The following is a 13725-nucleotide window of genomic DNA, read 5'->3' as shown; positions in this document are numbered from 1 at the left end:
TCCACAGGTCCCATGGGGATGTTCTTTTATACAGTATTAAACAGGCCGGCCTGCTGGCAACCGGTGCGTGCCTGACGAGACGACAGGCACCTGAGCTGATCGGTAGACGAAAAAAAGGTCAGCGTGCGCTGACCCTTTCAGCGTTTTGGGTCTGATCGATTGCCACGATCAGTTTCGTGAGGCACGACCTGCGATGTTCCAGAGCCGCGATCAGGAGGTGAACAGTTGCAGGTCGCTTGTGGCCCGGGCCCCATGTCCAACGTCAGCCTGTGCGGCGGCAGGCGGAAATGTGTTCCTACCGTTTCCGCTCCCGGCAAGGAGATCATAGAAAGGTTTTGCCAGGCCCTCGATCGCCTGAGCTTCACGGAATGACATCATGGGCTACTCGTCCTCCGCCTCCTCCATACGAGCTTCGAGCTCGTTGAGGAACGGAGAGCGCCCCCAATGCATCCTCCCGCGGCCGGTATCAATGTAGCCGGAATAAAGCATATGGATCTCGTCGCGAGCGCGCGTGAGGCCGACGTAGAAGAGCCTTCGGCTCTCGCGGCGAGCAGCAGGCCGTTCATTGCGCCATGGCAGACCACCAAGGTCGAGACCGACCATAATCACGACGTCATATTCGCACCCCTTCGCCGAGTGAAGCGTCAGGAGGTTGAGGTGCAATGGCGAGCCATCCCGCCCGCCAAGACTTGCCAAATCGAGATCGGCAAGCGCGCCTCCGACAGCGAGGGCTGCTGTCATCCGGTCCACCTGCTCGCCCTGGTCGGCGAGGCCGGACTCGCTAGCCATCAGTGCGTCAAGCATCCCCGCCCGAAGCGCCGCCACGAAATCCCGAGCGAGCCCCGGCTCGGCGCGAAGCGACCAGAGAAGCTGCGTTAGACGCTGCGCTTCATCGCGCGCCTGAGCCTCGGATATCCGTGCACGATGAAATCCCGACCAGCGATCTAACAGCCCACGCAATTGCGGCCGGGCGTCGCGCCAGCCGCCCGCACACCATGCGGCGCAATCTTCGATCCAGCCGGTGAGCGCAACCTTCCGGTAAGGAGCGGCGGTGTCGACACGAACAAAGTCGAGGCCCGCCGCGGCTACCGCTTCAGCTACCACGTCGCCAGCCCGGTAGTCGCGATAGAGGATGGCGATATCGCCGAGCGTTCGGCTCGGTTTTCCGGCAAGAGCCTCGGGGATAATTTCTCCGATTGCATGGGCAGCCTGCCCTTCGAGGCCATCAGCGCACTGTGTGAACTCGATGACGGCCTGCCGGTCCGGGTCGTTGGACCGATAGCCGCGCGCTTCGCCTAACGCCATTTCGGAGGCGCTGACAATACGGGACGCCGAACGATAGTTAAGCTGGAGCTGCACCCGCTCGACGTCCTCCCGCTCCGCAAGCTCCTGCAGGAGCGCTCCATCTGCGCCGGTGAAGCCGTAGATCGACTGGTCGGGATCGCCCACTGCAAAGAGCCGAACGCCGCCGTCAAAGGCCATGCGCTTCACAATGCGGTGCAAGGCCACACCGAGGTCCTGATATTCGTCAACGGCGAGCACGGGGAACTTCGCCTGCAGCAGCGGGAGCACCCAATCGTGCTCCGAAACGAGCCGCTGCCCGAAAACGACAAGGTCATCGAAGTCGATAAGACCCATTCTCCGCAGCTCGGCCTCGTATCCTTCCGCCCACGCGGCGAGCTCCGTCTCGCTGGTCCAGGCAACCGTGGTTCGGTCGAGCACCGATCGCCGGTGCCTTCCAAGGTCCATCGTTTTGATCGGATGACCGACACCGAACAATCTGTCGCCCACGCGCTTCATTGCCTGGTCGCTCTGTCGAGTCGTGGCGACCGTAAGCGGGAAAGGCACCGGCAAATCGGCAAGCCGGCCATACGGCATGAGGAGATGCCGTAAGCAGAAACCGTGAACGGTGCCGATGAAAAGATTGGAGGCCTCACGCAGTCCCAATCGCTCGAGCCGGCGGGTCAGCTCGCGCGCGCATTCCTGACTATAGGTGATGCACGCCGCACCACGCGGCGCACGCACGTCCTCGGCCATGATCCTTGCCAGCTTGAGCACCAGTGTTTTCGTTTTGCCGCTTCCGGGACCGGCCAGCACGACACAATTGCCAGTCGAGTCATAGGCCGCCTGCTGACCCGGGTTATCAGCAAGATCGGCCGCTTGGGAGAGATAAGAAGCGCTGACGCTACGCAACGGCATCGCGGATGTGCTCCAGCGCCTGTCGGATGTAGTCTGGACATGTATCCACGTCGACTTGGCAGGCGAGCGCCTGGGCAAAACGACCCTTGCCGACCCGTTCAATGAGCGCAATCAGTGCATGCTCGTCGAGCGTATCGGGATCATCCACCCACCCTTGCAACTCCTCGCGGGTGCCGTCGCCGATGCTCAATTCTTCTTCAATCACCTCCTGCATGGCCTCGGCAAGGCCGGCACTGAAAAGCTCTGGTTCCAGCGTGTTGCTGTTGACGAAGTAACCGAACGGCTCGGCGCGGGCGATCACAGCATCCGCGTCTAGATGCCTGTAGTTGACGCCTTCTTCCCGCAACTGCAGCACATTGATCAGGCGACGTCGTACCCGCGGATGCTTGTCGCCATTGGGGTCGAGGTCCGTCAGAATCACGTGCGGAATGTTCAACCCGTGCGGGCCAAGCAACTTCACGTAGGGCGTGAAATTCGTGCCGCTGACCGAACAGACCGTAATGCCGAGCATGTCGAGCGGGATATCTAGCGCGTCGGCAAAGGCCGGCACCAGGAACCGCTCCGCGTCGCCCTCGACCAGTATTACACCGCGGGCGAAGAAGATCTCGCCGCGGCTCACATCGATGTAGCGCTGAAGGTCCGCCTCATCGCGCTCGGTAAATGGCGCAGAGGCAGTCGAGACCGCTGTCGTCGCATTCGTCTCCGCGTCATGGCGGAGCAAGACGATCGAACGGATCGGCGTGACGCTCGCAATGTGCGGTGAATGCGTCGTGAGGATGGTCGTCAGTGGCGGCGTATCTTCCTCCTCGTCTGCGCCCGTGCCGAGGAAATAGCGATAGACAAGGCGCTGGACGTGCGGATGCAGGTGCGCCTCAGGCTCCTCGACCACGAAGAAGGTGTGGTCGCGTTCACCGTCCGTTACGAGCCGATCGAGTTCGAGACTTTTGAGCGCCATGAAAATCAGATTGGCCGTGCCAAGACTTGCGTCGGCAATGCCACGCGCTCCATTGTCGATTAGCAGGCGCAGGCTGCGTAGCAAGGCGTCGACCCGTGTCGGGGAAAGACCGAGCGTAAGCGGAACCGCATGCTGCTCTCCCGCGATGGCGATCAGCCGTTCACTGATCCGCTCTGCCGTGGCAAGCACTTCGCGATGGCTCACCAATTCGGCCTGTGCCTCGTTCACCTGCTCCTGCATTTCGGCGCGAGCATCTTCGTCCAGGGACGTTGAAAGCTCCTCGATCAATGGCCTTAGCGGCGAGTTGCGCCAGCTCGCCAGATCCTTCTCTGCATCGCGCAGCGCGACCTGTACGTCGAGCGGAAGCATCCGCCGCAGCGACGGCCCGATCGACATCTCGGGGTCATCGCCGCCAAAGATGATGTACTCATAGTCGGCCAGGCTCTCCGGATCCCGTCCGAGATTAGCTTTCGGCTGAAAGCGGTAGCTAAGTCGCGCGACCATCGGCGGTCCGGGATCGACAACGCAGTCATTCAGATGCGCCATCAATCGCGGATCGTTGGTGAAATCGGTTAGGTCGACGGCGATCTCAACTGTTTCCCCTAGCTTGTCCAAGCCTAAACCATCCCAGAAATGCTCCAGACCAAGCTGGCGATCACGCTCCGACAGGCCGGGGTCTAAAATCAGTTGCAGGGCGCGGATGAAGTTGCTCTTGCCGACTTTGTTCTCACCGACGATGACGATGTTCTCGCCCGTCTCAAGGTCGATTTCCGAGAAATTTGCGAAATTGCTTATCTTCACGCGCGAAATTCGCAAGGCCATCCTCCCGATTCTATTTTGACTGGCGCGCTAACTGTGTAGCATTTCAAATTTCTTATTCTCAACAAGGTTACTGATCTCGCTGTAGAGATCGACATCCTGACCGGGCGTAGAGATTGAGATGACCAGAGCGTACCGCGCTTTGTCAGTCTCCAGTTCTTGGTCGACGTTCGACTGCCACCATCTGCCGACCGGATATACCGCGATGGCGTCGTGACCCGCTAGTTTGATCGCCCTGGCACGCCACAAACACAGTCTCCATAGGCATGTTCTTTTACACAGTATTGAACAGGCTACTCGACTGGCAACCCGTATTGGCCTGGCGAGACGAAAGGCACCTGCGCTGATCGCCAGGCGAAAAAAAAGGGTCAGCGTGCGCTGACCCTTTCAGGGTGTTCGGTCTGACCGAACAATGTGTTGATGATGAGCTGAGCCTCGGCGGCGTAGGGTCCGAGGAAGGTCAGCGTAGCGCCCTCCTCTGCGGCCCTTACGTGAAGCAGGATCCGGTACCGGCCGTAGTGCTCCCGGTACCGCTCCCTGACCAGCGCGCGGTACTCCCCCGGGCCACCGGCAAACGTTGCCGGCGGCGCAAAGGGATCGATACCGTGGCTGCCTGGCGCCGTGGGCACGATCCGCGGATCGAAGAGGTAATTGCTCACGCAACTGCCCTCCTCGCCCACTGCGGAAAGCCCATCCGCCCCAGCTGCAACAGCACATCATTCCAGTCGACGCCCTTGGCGCCTTCCGGAATGGGGAGCGGCGGCGCGAAGACCTGCAGCTGGATGTTCCGCTCCCAAAGCCGCTTGCGCAGCACCTTGGCAGCTTCCTCTCCACGACCTGACCGGTCCTTGTCGATCCAGATGCGAACGAGCTTGGTCGACGGCCCAGGCTCAAACGCTTCCAGCAAGGTGGCGCTCACCGCCGGGTAAACCCGAACCGCAAGATCCATCCCTGTTTCGATCGCAAACGCGGTCTCCAGGCCTTCGCACAGGTCGACGACTTGGGCATCCCATTGCCCGGTGCAGATGGCGCCACCGGTGACCTGACGATCACTGGGATAGGCGCACATCTTCTTCGGGTTCTCGACCGGTGCCTTCTCGCCGCGGGCGGTGAGAAAGTGCCGGTGCAGGGTGATTGGCATCTTCGCCTTCGAGACCTTGGCGACGATCGCCGGGTACTCGCCTTCAAAGCGCCCATCTTCATTGTGGCTGGCCAGGCCCCGGTGAAACCGCACCGTGCCTTCAAGGCCGCTGCGATCCCAGATCAGGATCTTGCGGCTGGCCAGGTACAGCCGCGCGGGTTCGGCATCAGGATGAGTCAGCGGGATGGTCTCCGCCCACATCTTGTTCAGCCGGTTGCGCAGCATCGTGTCCTCCTCGGCCTGCTTCGCCGCCGCGGCCTCGCGCCGGGCTTGAAGCTGAGGCAGGCTCTGGCGATTGACACGCTCCTGTACGTTCTCGTCATCGGTAGAGCGGATATTCAGGCGGTCACCCACCAGCGATACCGCATCAGCGAAGTCGATACCCTTGAGCCACTGCAGCAGCGCGAACCCGTCCGGGAACGCACCGCAGGTGTTGCAGATCCCGCCGCCGGACTCGTGAAAGTCCTTGCGGAAGAAGCGGAAGCCATCCCCCTTGCGCCCGGTCTTGCCGTGCACAGGACAGGCGACATGGCGCCCCACCTTGCTGAATGCGCGTGCATCGATCTCAGGACACAGGTCCTCCAGAATGGAATCCCAGCCCCGCACCTTTGCCGCGTCACGCACCACACTCGCTTTCAAATTTCTCATCATGGACCTCCAGGTAAAGCCCAGCACCGGGGCTTCCCGAAACCCCCGAGACGGGAGCTTGGGGAAGCCCCGGCGCTGGGGAGTGGTCCAGAGAGACTTCGCCCCCAGAGGGGGATAAGCCCCCCTGGGGTTGGTTGGATCAGGCTGCCTGCCGCAGGCGCGGTAGGGACAGCGAGTTGAGGTACTGACGGGCAGTACCGATAGCTTCGTGAATGACCTCGCGGCCGTCGCTGCAAACGCGCTGACCCTCCGGAAGCTCCACACCGTAGACGTGCTTGCCGGCGAGAAGGATGTCGCCACCCTCCTCTTCACCAGTGACCAGGTAGACCTTGGCCTCCAGTGCGCAGAAGCGCAGCTTTTCCTCCATGACCGCCGTGATTCGCTCATCGAGCTCATCGTCGGTGGTCTGCCATTCGAACGGGTTGTAGGTCTCGTCCTCGAAGGCGTTGAGCTCCACACGAAAGCGATCCAGGCGAAAGACTCGCAGCTGGACGCTTTCGCGCAGGTAGCGCTCAGTGAGGCTGTAGCCCATGCGCGCAAGCATCGCCCCCGTAGACACGACGTCCTCTTCCAAGGCCGTCATGAAGCGGTGGAATGCGACCTTATGCGTAGGGCCGCCGTATACCTCCGCGGCGGTACCTTCAATGCTGCGAGCCGACTCGCTCAGGGACGTTGATCGCTCATGTACATAGCGACCTGGATCTCGAGACAGCGTGAGCTCCTCGTCCTGGTCAGCGTTTTCCTTAAGCTCGTTCCAGATCGCCGGAAGGATCTCCGGTACCAGGCGCGGGCCAAGCTTTTCGATATCGAGCGTACCAGTGAAGCTTGCGCCGTCGCCCTGGCAATAGCCGAGGGAGAAGCGCACGTCGTCGGACGGGTAGCCAAGCTTTTCGAGCTGGCGGGCCATCATGGTGGTAAGCGCGGTGGTGATAGACATTTCTGGATCTCCGGTGAGCACGGAATCCAGCCCCGACGGGGATGGACCCCGCGCGGGTTAAGGGTTGGCCTATCAGAACGAAAGGCCGGTGCTGAAGAGCTCAGCTGCTGCATCACGAGGGCGCACCATGGCGCCATCGAGAATCCACTGTGGGCTGCCTGAGGGGCACTCCGCAGTAGACTCAAGGCAAGCCCCGCCGCATGGGCGGGGACTCGCTTGAGTGATCGCTTCAGAGAAGCAGATCGAGAACGACAATCACCAGATTGATGATCTCGGCCATGGTGCACCTCCTGGTTGGGAGGGACCCTGCCCCCATCGGGAGCAGAAGTCCCGTGGGGAAAGGCCTTGCGGCCCGCTGATACGTCTATCGGTGAAAGCTCAGCCTCCCGGAAGAGAGGCTGGCCAGGGTTACGCTCAAGCCTTGCGAGCTTGCGCCTTTACCGCGTTGATCGCGCCCCGCAAAGGTGCGAAGTAGATCGCCGGCGCCTGCTTGGCAGCGCTGACGAACTCAGCAGCGAAGGTTTTGAAGAAACGCACCAGGTGATGTCGGAACATGGTCGGCTCCTCGCCAGTACATGTCCTGAGCATACGCCCGGGCTGGTGCCATCACAACGGCTTTGTGCCACTGTTTTGGTGGCAGTTTTGCAGCTGTCGCCACTGCAAAGTGACACCGGTTATAGCCCCGCGTAACGGAGCGAAGTAGATCCGCGGTGCCTCGCGGGCCGCCGTGATGAACTCCGCTACCGCTCTTCTTACCTTCGAGCCTTCAGTGATCATCTTTGATCTCCTTGAATGCCTTCCAGGACGTAAAGCCCAGGTAGGACAGGAACAGCAAAGCATCGACCACCAGGATGGTGTGCTCGAGGAAGAACAGCACCGTGAGCGTGAACTCAGCGACGTTGTACTCCCGCAGCTTGTGCACCAGGTATCCCAGCAGCACCGCCGGCATGGCGACGATGAGGAAGATGCCGGTACCGACCAGGCTATGGCCGGCGAAGTGCATCAATGGGTGGTACCAGGGAACGCGGACAGCAGGGTCTTTCTTGCTATGGTCTCCCATAACAGGCCTCCATCGAAAATGCAGAGACCCCTGCCCCACGGGGACAGAGATCCCCGCGGTGGGTTGAAGTGCTGAAGGAAGATGCTCAGCTACATCGTCTTCACCGATCGCATGATCGAGTGAAAGATTCTTACAGCGCGGCCTGGCTTCAGGCCGCTGCTACGAACATCTCAGCCGCCAACTGGTCGAGCAGGTTGCCCTGGTGCTCGATCCAGTTGAGCAGCGCCTCCGCGAGAACCGGAGAGAACCCCTGGGGTTTGGCACCACTCACCAACTCGATGACGAGGGCAGAGGGGAGAATGTCCAAAGCGTAGGGGCCAAACTCAATGCGCATGGGCGAGACCTCACACGGTACGCCCTCAAGCTCGTCGAGCTGGTCTTCCAGGACTTCCATGACTTGCGCCATCGCTCCCCTCGACATCTGCAATCGCATGCTTTGAGGCTGTTCAATGCTGGAAGCGAAGCGAAGCAACTCCTCCAGCATCTCTGACGGCTCCGGAATACCGGCCGCAGCATTCGACACGAAGTGCCAGCAGTGCACGAATGCACCGCGCTCGCTACGCGACACAACGGTTCTGTCGTCGAACTCGATGTCGTCGTCCGGCATTGCCTGCGCAGCGCTCACGAACGCGCTTTCCTCAGGCGTCATACCGAAAGCGTTGATGCAGTCACCGAAGGTCAGCCCTCGTTCGATGGCAGCCTGCAGCAGCTGTTTGGCGTCGAGCGCACGCAGCGACTGCACGAGCTTCAGGGCATCCGCTTCGGCACAGGGACGTACCGCGTTTTTGTGATTCATGGTCTAGCTCCTTGGTAGAGCCAGGCCGTGTCCCTACCGGGACTAGGCCCGGCTGGGTGGGGTTATGAGTAGATGATGCGTTCGATGGACACGAGCGGTATCAGGGTCTGCTTGAGCAGCTCCATTGGGGTGTCGACGATCAGCACGTGATCGCCAAGGGCCTCAGGGAACAGACACAGCAACGTGCGCCCATCCGTGAGGCGGGCGCGAAAGCTCGTGTGGACATCCACCTCTCCTTCGGCAAAGTTGATTCTGGCCCAGGGATACACCTGGCAGAGCCGTTCACGCTCAACGTCGGAAAACGTCGAGACGAAGCCTGAGTAGAGATAGTTCGCAAGGTGGGGAGCGGTGACTTCCATGGTCTCTCCGGTAGAGGGCGAGACCAGTCCCTGCGGGAGAGCTCCCGCCAGGGTTTATCGATGTGCTGATAGAGGATCAGCTGCCTTTCGACGCGGCCACCATTGGCCACGCTGAAACCGCTTTGCAAAGGCCTGCTTTGCGAAACGGTTTCCGATCCGCCGATCCAGAGCCACAAGGGCCCTAGATCGACATCGGCGTTCCCAGCAAGAGGAACGGGTGCAGCGGCGCAGGCAAGCCTGGACCGCCGCCGATGTAGAAGGAAAGCTCTATTTCTCTGCCTGGTTCGCCTTCCGGATCAGATCGTCCGTAGTGCTCGACAGCAGTCTCCACAAAGCCACGGCGGGCGCCCAGTAGCCGTACATGGTCTCTCTTGCGCCGCGCTTGAAGCCACGAATGAACTCACTCATAGCTGTTTCCTCTGGTGATGTCCTATTAAAGGGCTGCCAAGCAACCCATCAACCGATCTTAGTCTAGGTTCTTGCACGCTTTGATAGTGGATTTTATCACCCACCACAGAAAAAACGCACAGTCACCATAGAGAACCGCTTTTTCGAGCACTGTAAGGATAGGGACGAGCGGTCTTCCGTATTCCAATGTGCCGACCTGGTGGGTAAACCAAGCGAGCAGCAGAGCGGCCGAAGCCAGGATTAGAAAGAACAACACCCCTACGAGCACGTGAGCGACGAATGCGCCCAATAGACCTATTTTTTTCAACATTGTTATCTCCGGTTATGACGGGATAACAACGCCCTGACAGGGTTGTTAAACCCCGTCGGTTTAGTAAGTGCTGGTGGTACCAGCTTTTCAAAACAGACCACCATGGGTCTGCCTGAAACCGCTTGAGCAAGCTGCTCTTGCCGAAGCGGTCTCTGCCCCCCTCAGCCAGGCTGAAGGGGGGCGAGATCGTCATGCCGCGAGTCGATAGGTGCCAGGCGCGACGCGCTCGAAATAGCGCTCGTCCTGGACGACCTGCCGAATCTTGGCCTCCCAATGGTTGTTCGCCCGGGTAGCCGCGTAGGCCTCGAGTTGCGTGTTGATCTCCTTGAGGTGCAGCGTCTTGCCGCCCTGCAGCAACCGACGCACCGCGGCGCGCCAGGTGATGCCCTGCATGGCCTGAGCGCGCTGCTGGACCTTGGCCAGGAAGTGCAGTGAACCGCGCTCCTTGCGAAAGACCAGCAGCTTCTCGTGCGCGATGCGTACGACGTTGCCGCCATAGGTTCGCCGGTCCGAGACGCAGTTGTGCTGCGCCTTGATCAGCTCGTCGATCAGCTTGCCGGGCGCGACCCGCTCCACCAGCGAAGAGAGATTGAAGTACTCCCCCTGCCGGCGCAGGTTGCCCATCAAGATGCCGTAGGTACCGCCGCGCTCCATGGCGTCGTGGATGTTCATCAAGGCCAGCTCCAGCGCCTCAACAAACTCCCCCATCGCCATGCGGCTCATGTCCCACCGATTGGGTTCACCCCAGACGTTCCCGCTGTACTGGATCATGTCCAGGTACGCCGGGTGCCAGAAGCACGAATGTGCCTCCTCGCCCAGGAACGTCTGCAGATCATCCAGCAGCAGGTTGAAGCCCTGGTGCAGGTCGGTACCTTTGAAACGCAGCCCCATCTCCTGAGCCACCTCGACCGAGGTGCCCCCGCCAATGCTGGGATCGAACGCCAGGCCGTCCTTGCGCCGGTGGTAGGTCGCAAAGAAGCCCTGGATGACGTGGCCACTGCAATTGCCGCGGTAGCGGCTATTGCCCCAGGGTCCACGGTCCGGGAAAGAAAGGATCGAGTTCGGAAATTTCATGATGTGCTCCAGTTGAAGGAGGCACACCCCCTATCGGGGGTAATGCCCCGATAGGGTTGAGTTGTAGATCAGTTGCTAGCCGCTACATGCGCAAGCGCCTGTAACTGCCGCTTTATATCGCTAGGACCGCAAACAGCCCTGGCCACGAAAAACTCCTGGCGCTCGAGCATCACACAGCTCTGCGGATCCGACTCGGCGTCCCAATTGTCGTCGCCGACCTTCAGGTGATAGAGGTTCACCCGTCCGTCACTGTAGAGCAGCAGGTCACCGCTATCTGTCTGATGCACCAACACATTTACCTGGTCCTCGTCGCCTTCCAAGGTGACCGTGAGAGACCACGGCTGCTGTGTATCAACGCCACCCTTCAGGATAAAGGGATCCAAGCTGTGCGCCTCAGGAATGCGTTGAAGGCCGTCGACGATGCCGATATCGAACCGCTGCGCCGCCAACGCTCCCATGCCGTCCGTTAGGAACCGCCTGGCGGCATCTTGCATGTCGTAACCGACAGCTTGATCAACCAGTTTGAAACCGCGGGAAACGAGCGAACACGTGTAGGTGAGTTTCATGACTATCTCCGGTAGTAGGAGGTGGTCATGTCCCGAGGGGGACATGACCACCCAGGGGGTTAGGAAACGGAGACGCTGCGACGGGCAACCGCCGAAGCATCGAAGCAGAGGTCGTCGACGGCCTGAGTCGTGAGGCTCCAGGCCGAAACGAGGCACCGAGGCTTGCCGAACTGGTCGCGCGCTGCGGTGCGCCACAGCGGCAAGGCCATCACGTACCGGCTGCCATCGAAGAAACCGATGATGGCGCCGGCCGCCGTTGCCCGCGGCGCAATGTGGCGAAATAGCCGCTTGCCGAAGGGAGACACGACAAAGCGACTCGCCGCGTCGACCGTGCTCAGACCAGCTACCTGGGCGGTCACCCGGTAATCAGCCATTTCAAACGTGCAGTGGTAGAGGTTCATGCCGATCGCTCCAGAGTGAAGCGAGGCTATGACCCTGCAGGGCCAGTAGCCCCGCAGGTGGGTGAGGTGCTGACCAGGTCAGCTAAGGAATCTGCCACCGCACATGCGGGGACAGAAAAGATCGCTTTCGCAAGCCGGGCTTGGGAAAGCCATCTCGAACGGATCAGGAAGGGTGCTGGGCTGCCAGCTCAGGCGTCGAGGCGCGCTCCGACTATAGCGAAGCGGCTCGGCAGACGCCAGCAGAGCCCCCTCTGGCCGCCGGAGCGACCAGAGGGGGAACGTCTACGCGGCTGCGTAGCGATTGGGGCTGAAGACCCGGGCGCGCCCGCGCTCGTAGTACACCAGCAGGTCCTCAAAGCCATCACCGCGCTCTCGGACCAGGGTGAAGCGCGACCGCTTCCCGGGGATGACCTCGCGGTGAAGCTCCAGAACCGCACCGTCCGAAAGCTCCCAGAGCAGGATCTTCATCGTATCGGTGGTGACGCTCGCGCGTCGGCCGATCTGGCGTGGTCCCAACAGCCTCGCGGCTTGAAGAATGATGGTCATGCATGCACCTCGAAAGAGGCGGGCACGCACGCCCCTAGCGGGCATGAATGCCCGCTAGGGTTGAAGCTCAGGTCACGCCGGTGAGGACGCGCTGAGTTAGCCGATCACGCTCATCACGCGATCGGGGTATTGGGTGTAGCTGCAGCCGGCGCTACGCATGAGAGGCAAGGCCTCCTGCACGCGCATAGGCGCGCCAGACCTAGCGCGTTGCCAGATGCATCAGGTCGTCGACGCTGCCTATCTGTTCCAGCTCAGGCGTGACGTCTTTGACGTAGATGCGGTTGTGCCCGGTGGCCATCACAAGCGTGCCCAGCTCGCCAGGGCCATACAGGCTCAGATGCTCGAGGTTGACCTCGTTAAAAACCTGCACGCGCGCGCCGGCCGGCAGGCCGGTGGCTTGGATAAGGGTCGGCTTGCCATCGTCCAGGAGGACAGCGACACCAAATCCCTCCCTTTTAACGCTCAACCAGGATTCCTGGCCGGCGCCGCCTGCGTTCAGGTGGTTCTCGATGAGGTCGTCGATCTCCCTGGAGGAAAGCGGGTCGACCTCACCGTCGTTGCTGGCCACATCCACCAAAGGCGATGGATGCTGACCCTCATGCAGCTGCCAGAAACGCAGAGCGGCGATGAGGGTGTGAAGGGTACGATCGTTCATGGTCTGCTCCTTGAAGCGAGGCCATGATCCCCACGCGGGATCATGCAGCCCCGCGCTGGGTTGGTGGTGTGCTGACTAGGCGTCAGCTGGCTTTCCCGGCATCGACATCGATGACGGAGAAGTCTGCTCAGCAAGCCATCTCTTGCTCAAAAGACTCGGTAGAAGGCCCGCCCCCGGGTGGGGGCAGGTGTGTCACGCAACAGTCAGCAGGGCGGAACGCGTCCGCCACAGCGTCTCTCGGGATAGCAGCATCCCGCGATCAGTCCCGGTGCCAAAGCACAGGTCCAAACCAAACTCAGCGATCAGCTGTGAGGCGTTCCCAGGCGCTGCAACCGCGGCGCCGGCGAGGCAGCTGCTCAGCAGCTGAGCGACGTCCTCCCCGGGCAGCGTGCTGGTGACCACGTCGTCACCGGTGTTGCGGTCCCGCACGATCAGCTGATCGGCTGCGGGCGCCGTTGTCAGGAGCTTGCGCAGCGTCGGCGACAGCCGTGGGATCACCTCGGGCGAGCCCAGATGATACTCCTTGAGCAGCGTAGGCTGTCCGAAACGGACGACCACCTGGCCGATGTCACCGTAGTGCGCCAGCTGGCGGCATCCGGTGAGCGCCTGGCCAAGACCGCTCCAACGAGCGTTGCGGCCCGTCTGATCGAGGATTCCCAGGATCCGATAGCCTTGGAAGCTATGGACGAACGGGACCACGATGCGGTTGCCGAGGCGACCACGGCCGACGACGGTGAAGGACCAGAAATCGGTCCCGCAATGCGAGGGCTGCCGTAGACGCACGCGAGAACCTGCACGCTTGAGTAGCAGCTGACAGACCAGCAGGGCTTGATGGGTATTCATGGTTTTGC

At 61.2% G+C, this 13725-nt stretch carries 16 protein-coding genes; all 16 read right to left on the bottom strand.

From position 1 onward, the window contains the following. Positions 1 to 381: 381 nt before the first annotated feature. Positions 382 to 2199: an ATP-dependent helicase gene (locus tag DBY63_RS21995; RefSeq protein ID WP_108576327.1), complete on the bottom strand. Its 1818-nt coding sequence runs from the start codon at positions 2197 to 2199 to the stop codon at positions 382 to 384. Next, positions 2186 to 3976, bottom strand: coding sequence for an AAA family ATPase (locus DBY63_RS21990; RefSeq protein WP_256594486.1), 1791 nt, complete (start codon positions 3974 to 3976; stop codon positions 2186 to 2188). Before DBY63_RS21990 ends, DBY63_RS21995 begins: the two co-directional genes overlap by 14 nt. A gap of 365 nt (positions 3977 to 4341) precedes the next feature. Continuing rightward, positions 4342 to 4632 carry a hypothetical protein gene (locus DBY63_RS21980; protein ID WP_077171990.1) on the bottom strand — a complete coding sequence of 97 codons (291 nt, stop codon included), beginning with the start codon at positions 4630 to 4632 and terminating at the stop codon, positions 4342 to 4344. Further along, entirely contained in the window at positions 4629 to 5765 is a 1137-nt protein-coding gene (locus tag DBY63_RS21975) for a toprim domain-containing protein (protein ID WP_177411490.1), read from the bottom strand. The genes DBY63_RS21980 and DBY63_RS21975 overlap by 4 nt, the downstream gene beginning before the upstream one ends. A gap of 136 nt (positions 5766 to 5901) precedes the next feature. Next, positions 5902 to 6699, bottom strand: coding sequence for a hypothetical protein (locus DBY63_RS21970; protein ID WP_108576325.1), 798 nt, complete (start codon positions 6697 to 6699; stop codon positions 5902 to 5904). 414 nt (positions 6700 to 7113) lie between these two features. Then, entirely contained in the window at positions 7114 to 7254 is a 141-nt protein-coding gene (locus tag DBY63_RS24925) for a hypothetical protein (RefSeq protein WP_156522273.1), read from the bottom strand. A 211-nt stretch (positions 7255 to 7465) separates the two neighbouring features. After that, positions 7466 to 7759 carry a hypothetical protein gene (locus tag DBY63_RS21965; protein WP_064307005.1) on the bottom strand — a complete coding sequence of 98 codons (294 nt, stop codon included), beginning with the start codon at positions 7757 to 7759 and terminating at the stop codon, positions 7466 to 7468. Positions 7760 to 7907: 148 nt separating this feature from the next. Further along, positions 7908 to 8555, bottom strand: coding sequence for a hypothetical protein (locus tag DBY63_RS21960; protein WP_108576324.1), 648 nt, complete (start codon positions 8553 to 8555; stop codon positions 7908 to 7910). A 62-nt stretch (positions 8556 to 8617) separates the two neighbouring features. Further along, positions 8618 to 8914: a hypothetical protein gene (locus DBY63_RS21955; RefSeq protein ID WP_064307007.1), complete on the bottom strand. Its 297-nt coding sequence runs from the start codon at positions 8912 to 8914 to the stop codon at positions 8618 to 8620. A gap of 267 nt (positions 8915 to 9181) precedes the next feature. Beyond that, a complete protein-coding gene (locus tag DBY63_RS24920) occupies positions 9182 to 9322 on the bottom strand; it encodes a hypothetical protein (RefSeq protein ID WP_156522274.1) in 141 nt (46 codons plus the stop codon). Between the two features lie 499 nt (positions 9323 to 9821). After that, positions 9822 to 10706, bottom strand: a complete 885-nt coding sequence (locus tag DBY63_RS21945) for a DNA adenine modification methylase (protein WP_108576323.1) — start codon at positions 10704 to 10706, stop codon at positions 9822 to 9824. A gap of 68 nt (positions 10707 to 10774) precedes the next feature. Beyond that, a complete protein-coding gene (locus tag DBY63_RS21940; RefSeq protein ID WP_108576322.1) occupies positions 10775 to 11272 on the bottom strand; it encodes a hypothetical protein in 498 nt (165 codons plus the stop codon). Positions 11273 to 11331: 59 nt separating this feature from the next. Continuing rightward, positions 11332 to 11673, bottom strand: a complete 342-nt coding sequence (locus DBY63_RS21935) for a hypothetical protein (RefSeq protein ID WP_093257653.1) — start codon at positions 11671 to 11673, stop codon at positions 11332 to 11334. A 282-nt stretch (positions 11674 to 11955) separates the two neighbouring features. Continuing rightward, positions 11956 to 12219, bottom strand: a complete 264-nt coding sequence (locus DBY63_RS21930; RefSeq protein WP_077171999.1) for a hypothetical protein — start codon at positions 12217 to 12219, stop codon at positions 11956 to 11958. Between the two features lie 199 nt (positions 12220 to 12418). Further along, entirely contained in the window at positions 12419 to 12874 is a 456-nt protein-coding gene (locus DBY63_RS21925) for a hypothetical protein (RefSeq protein ID WP_108576321.1), read from the bottom strand. Positions 12875 to 13066: 192 nt separating this feature from the next. Then, on the bottom strand, positions 13067 to 13717 hold the full coding sequence (locus tag DBY63_RS21920; RefSeq protein WP_108576320.1) for a hypothetical protein: 651 nt from the start codon (positions 13715 to 13717) through the stop codon (positions 13067 to 13069). Positions 13718 to 13725: the final 8 nt, after the last annotated feature.

Origin of the sequence: Pseudomonas sp. RIT411 (assembly GCF_003057735.2) — a bacterium.
Taxonomy (GTDB): Bacteria; Pseudomonadota; Gammaproteobacteria; order Pseudomonadales; family Pseudomonadaceae; genus Chryseomonas; species Chryseomonas oryzihabitans.
This window is presented reverse-complemented; position numbering and strand designations above follow the sequence as displayed.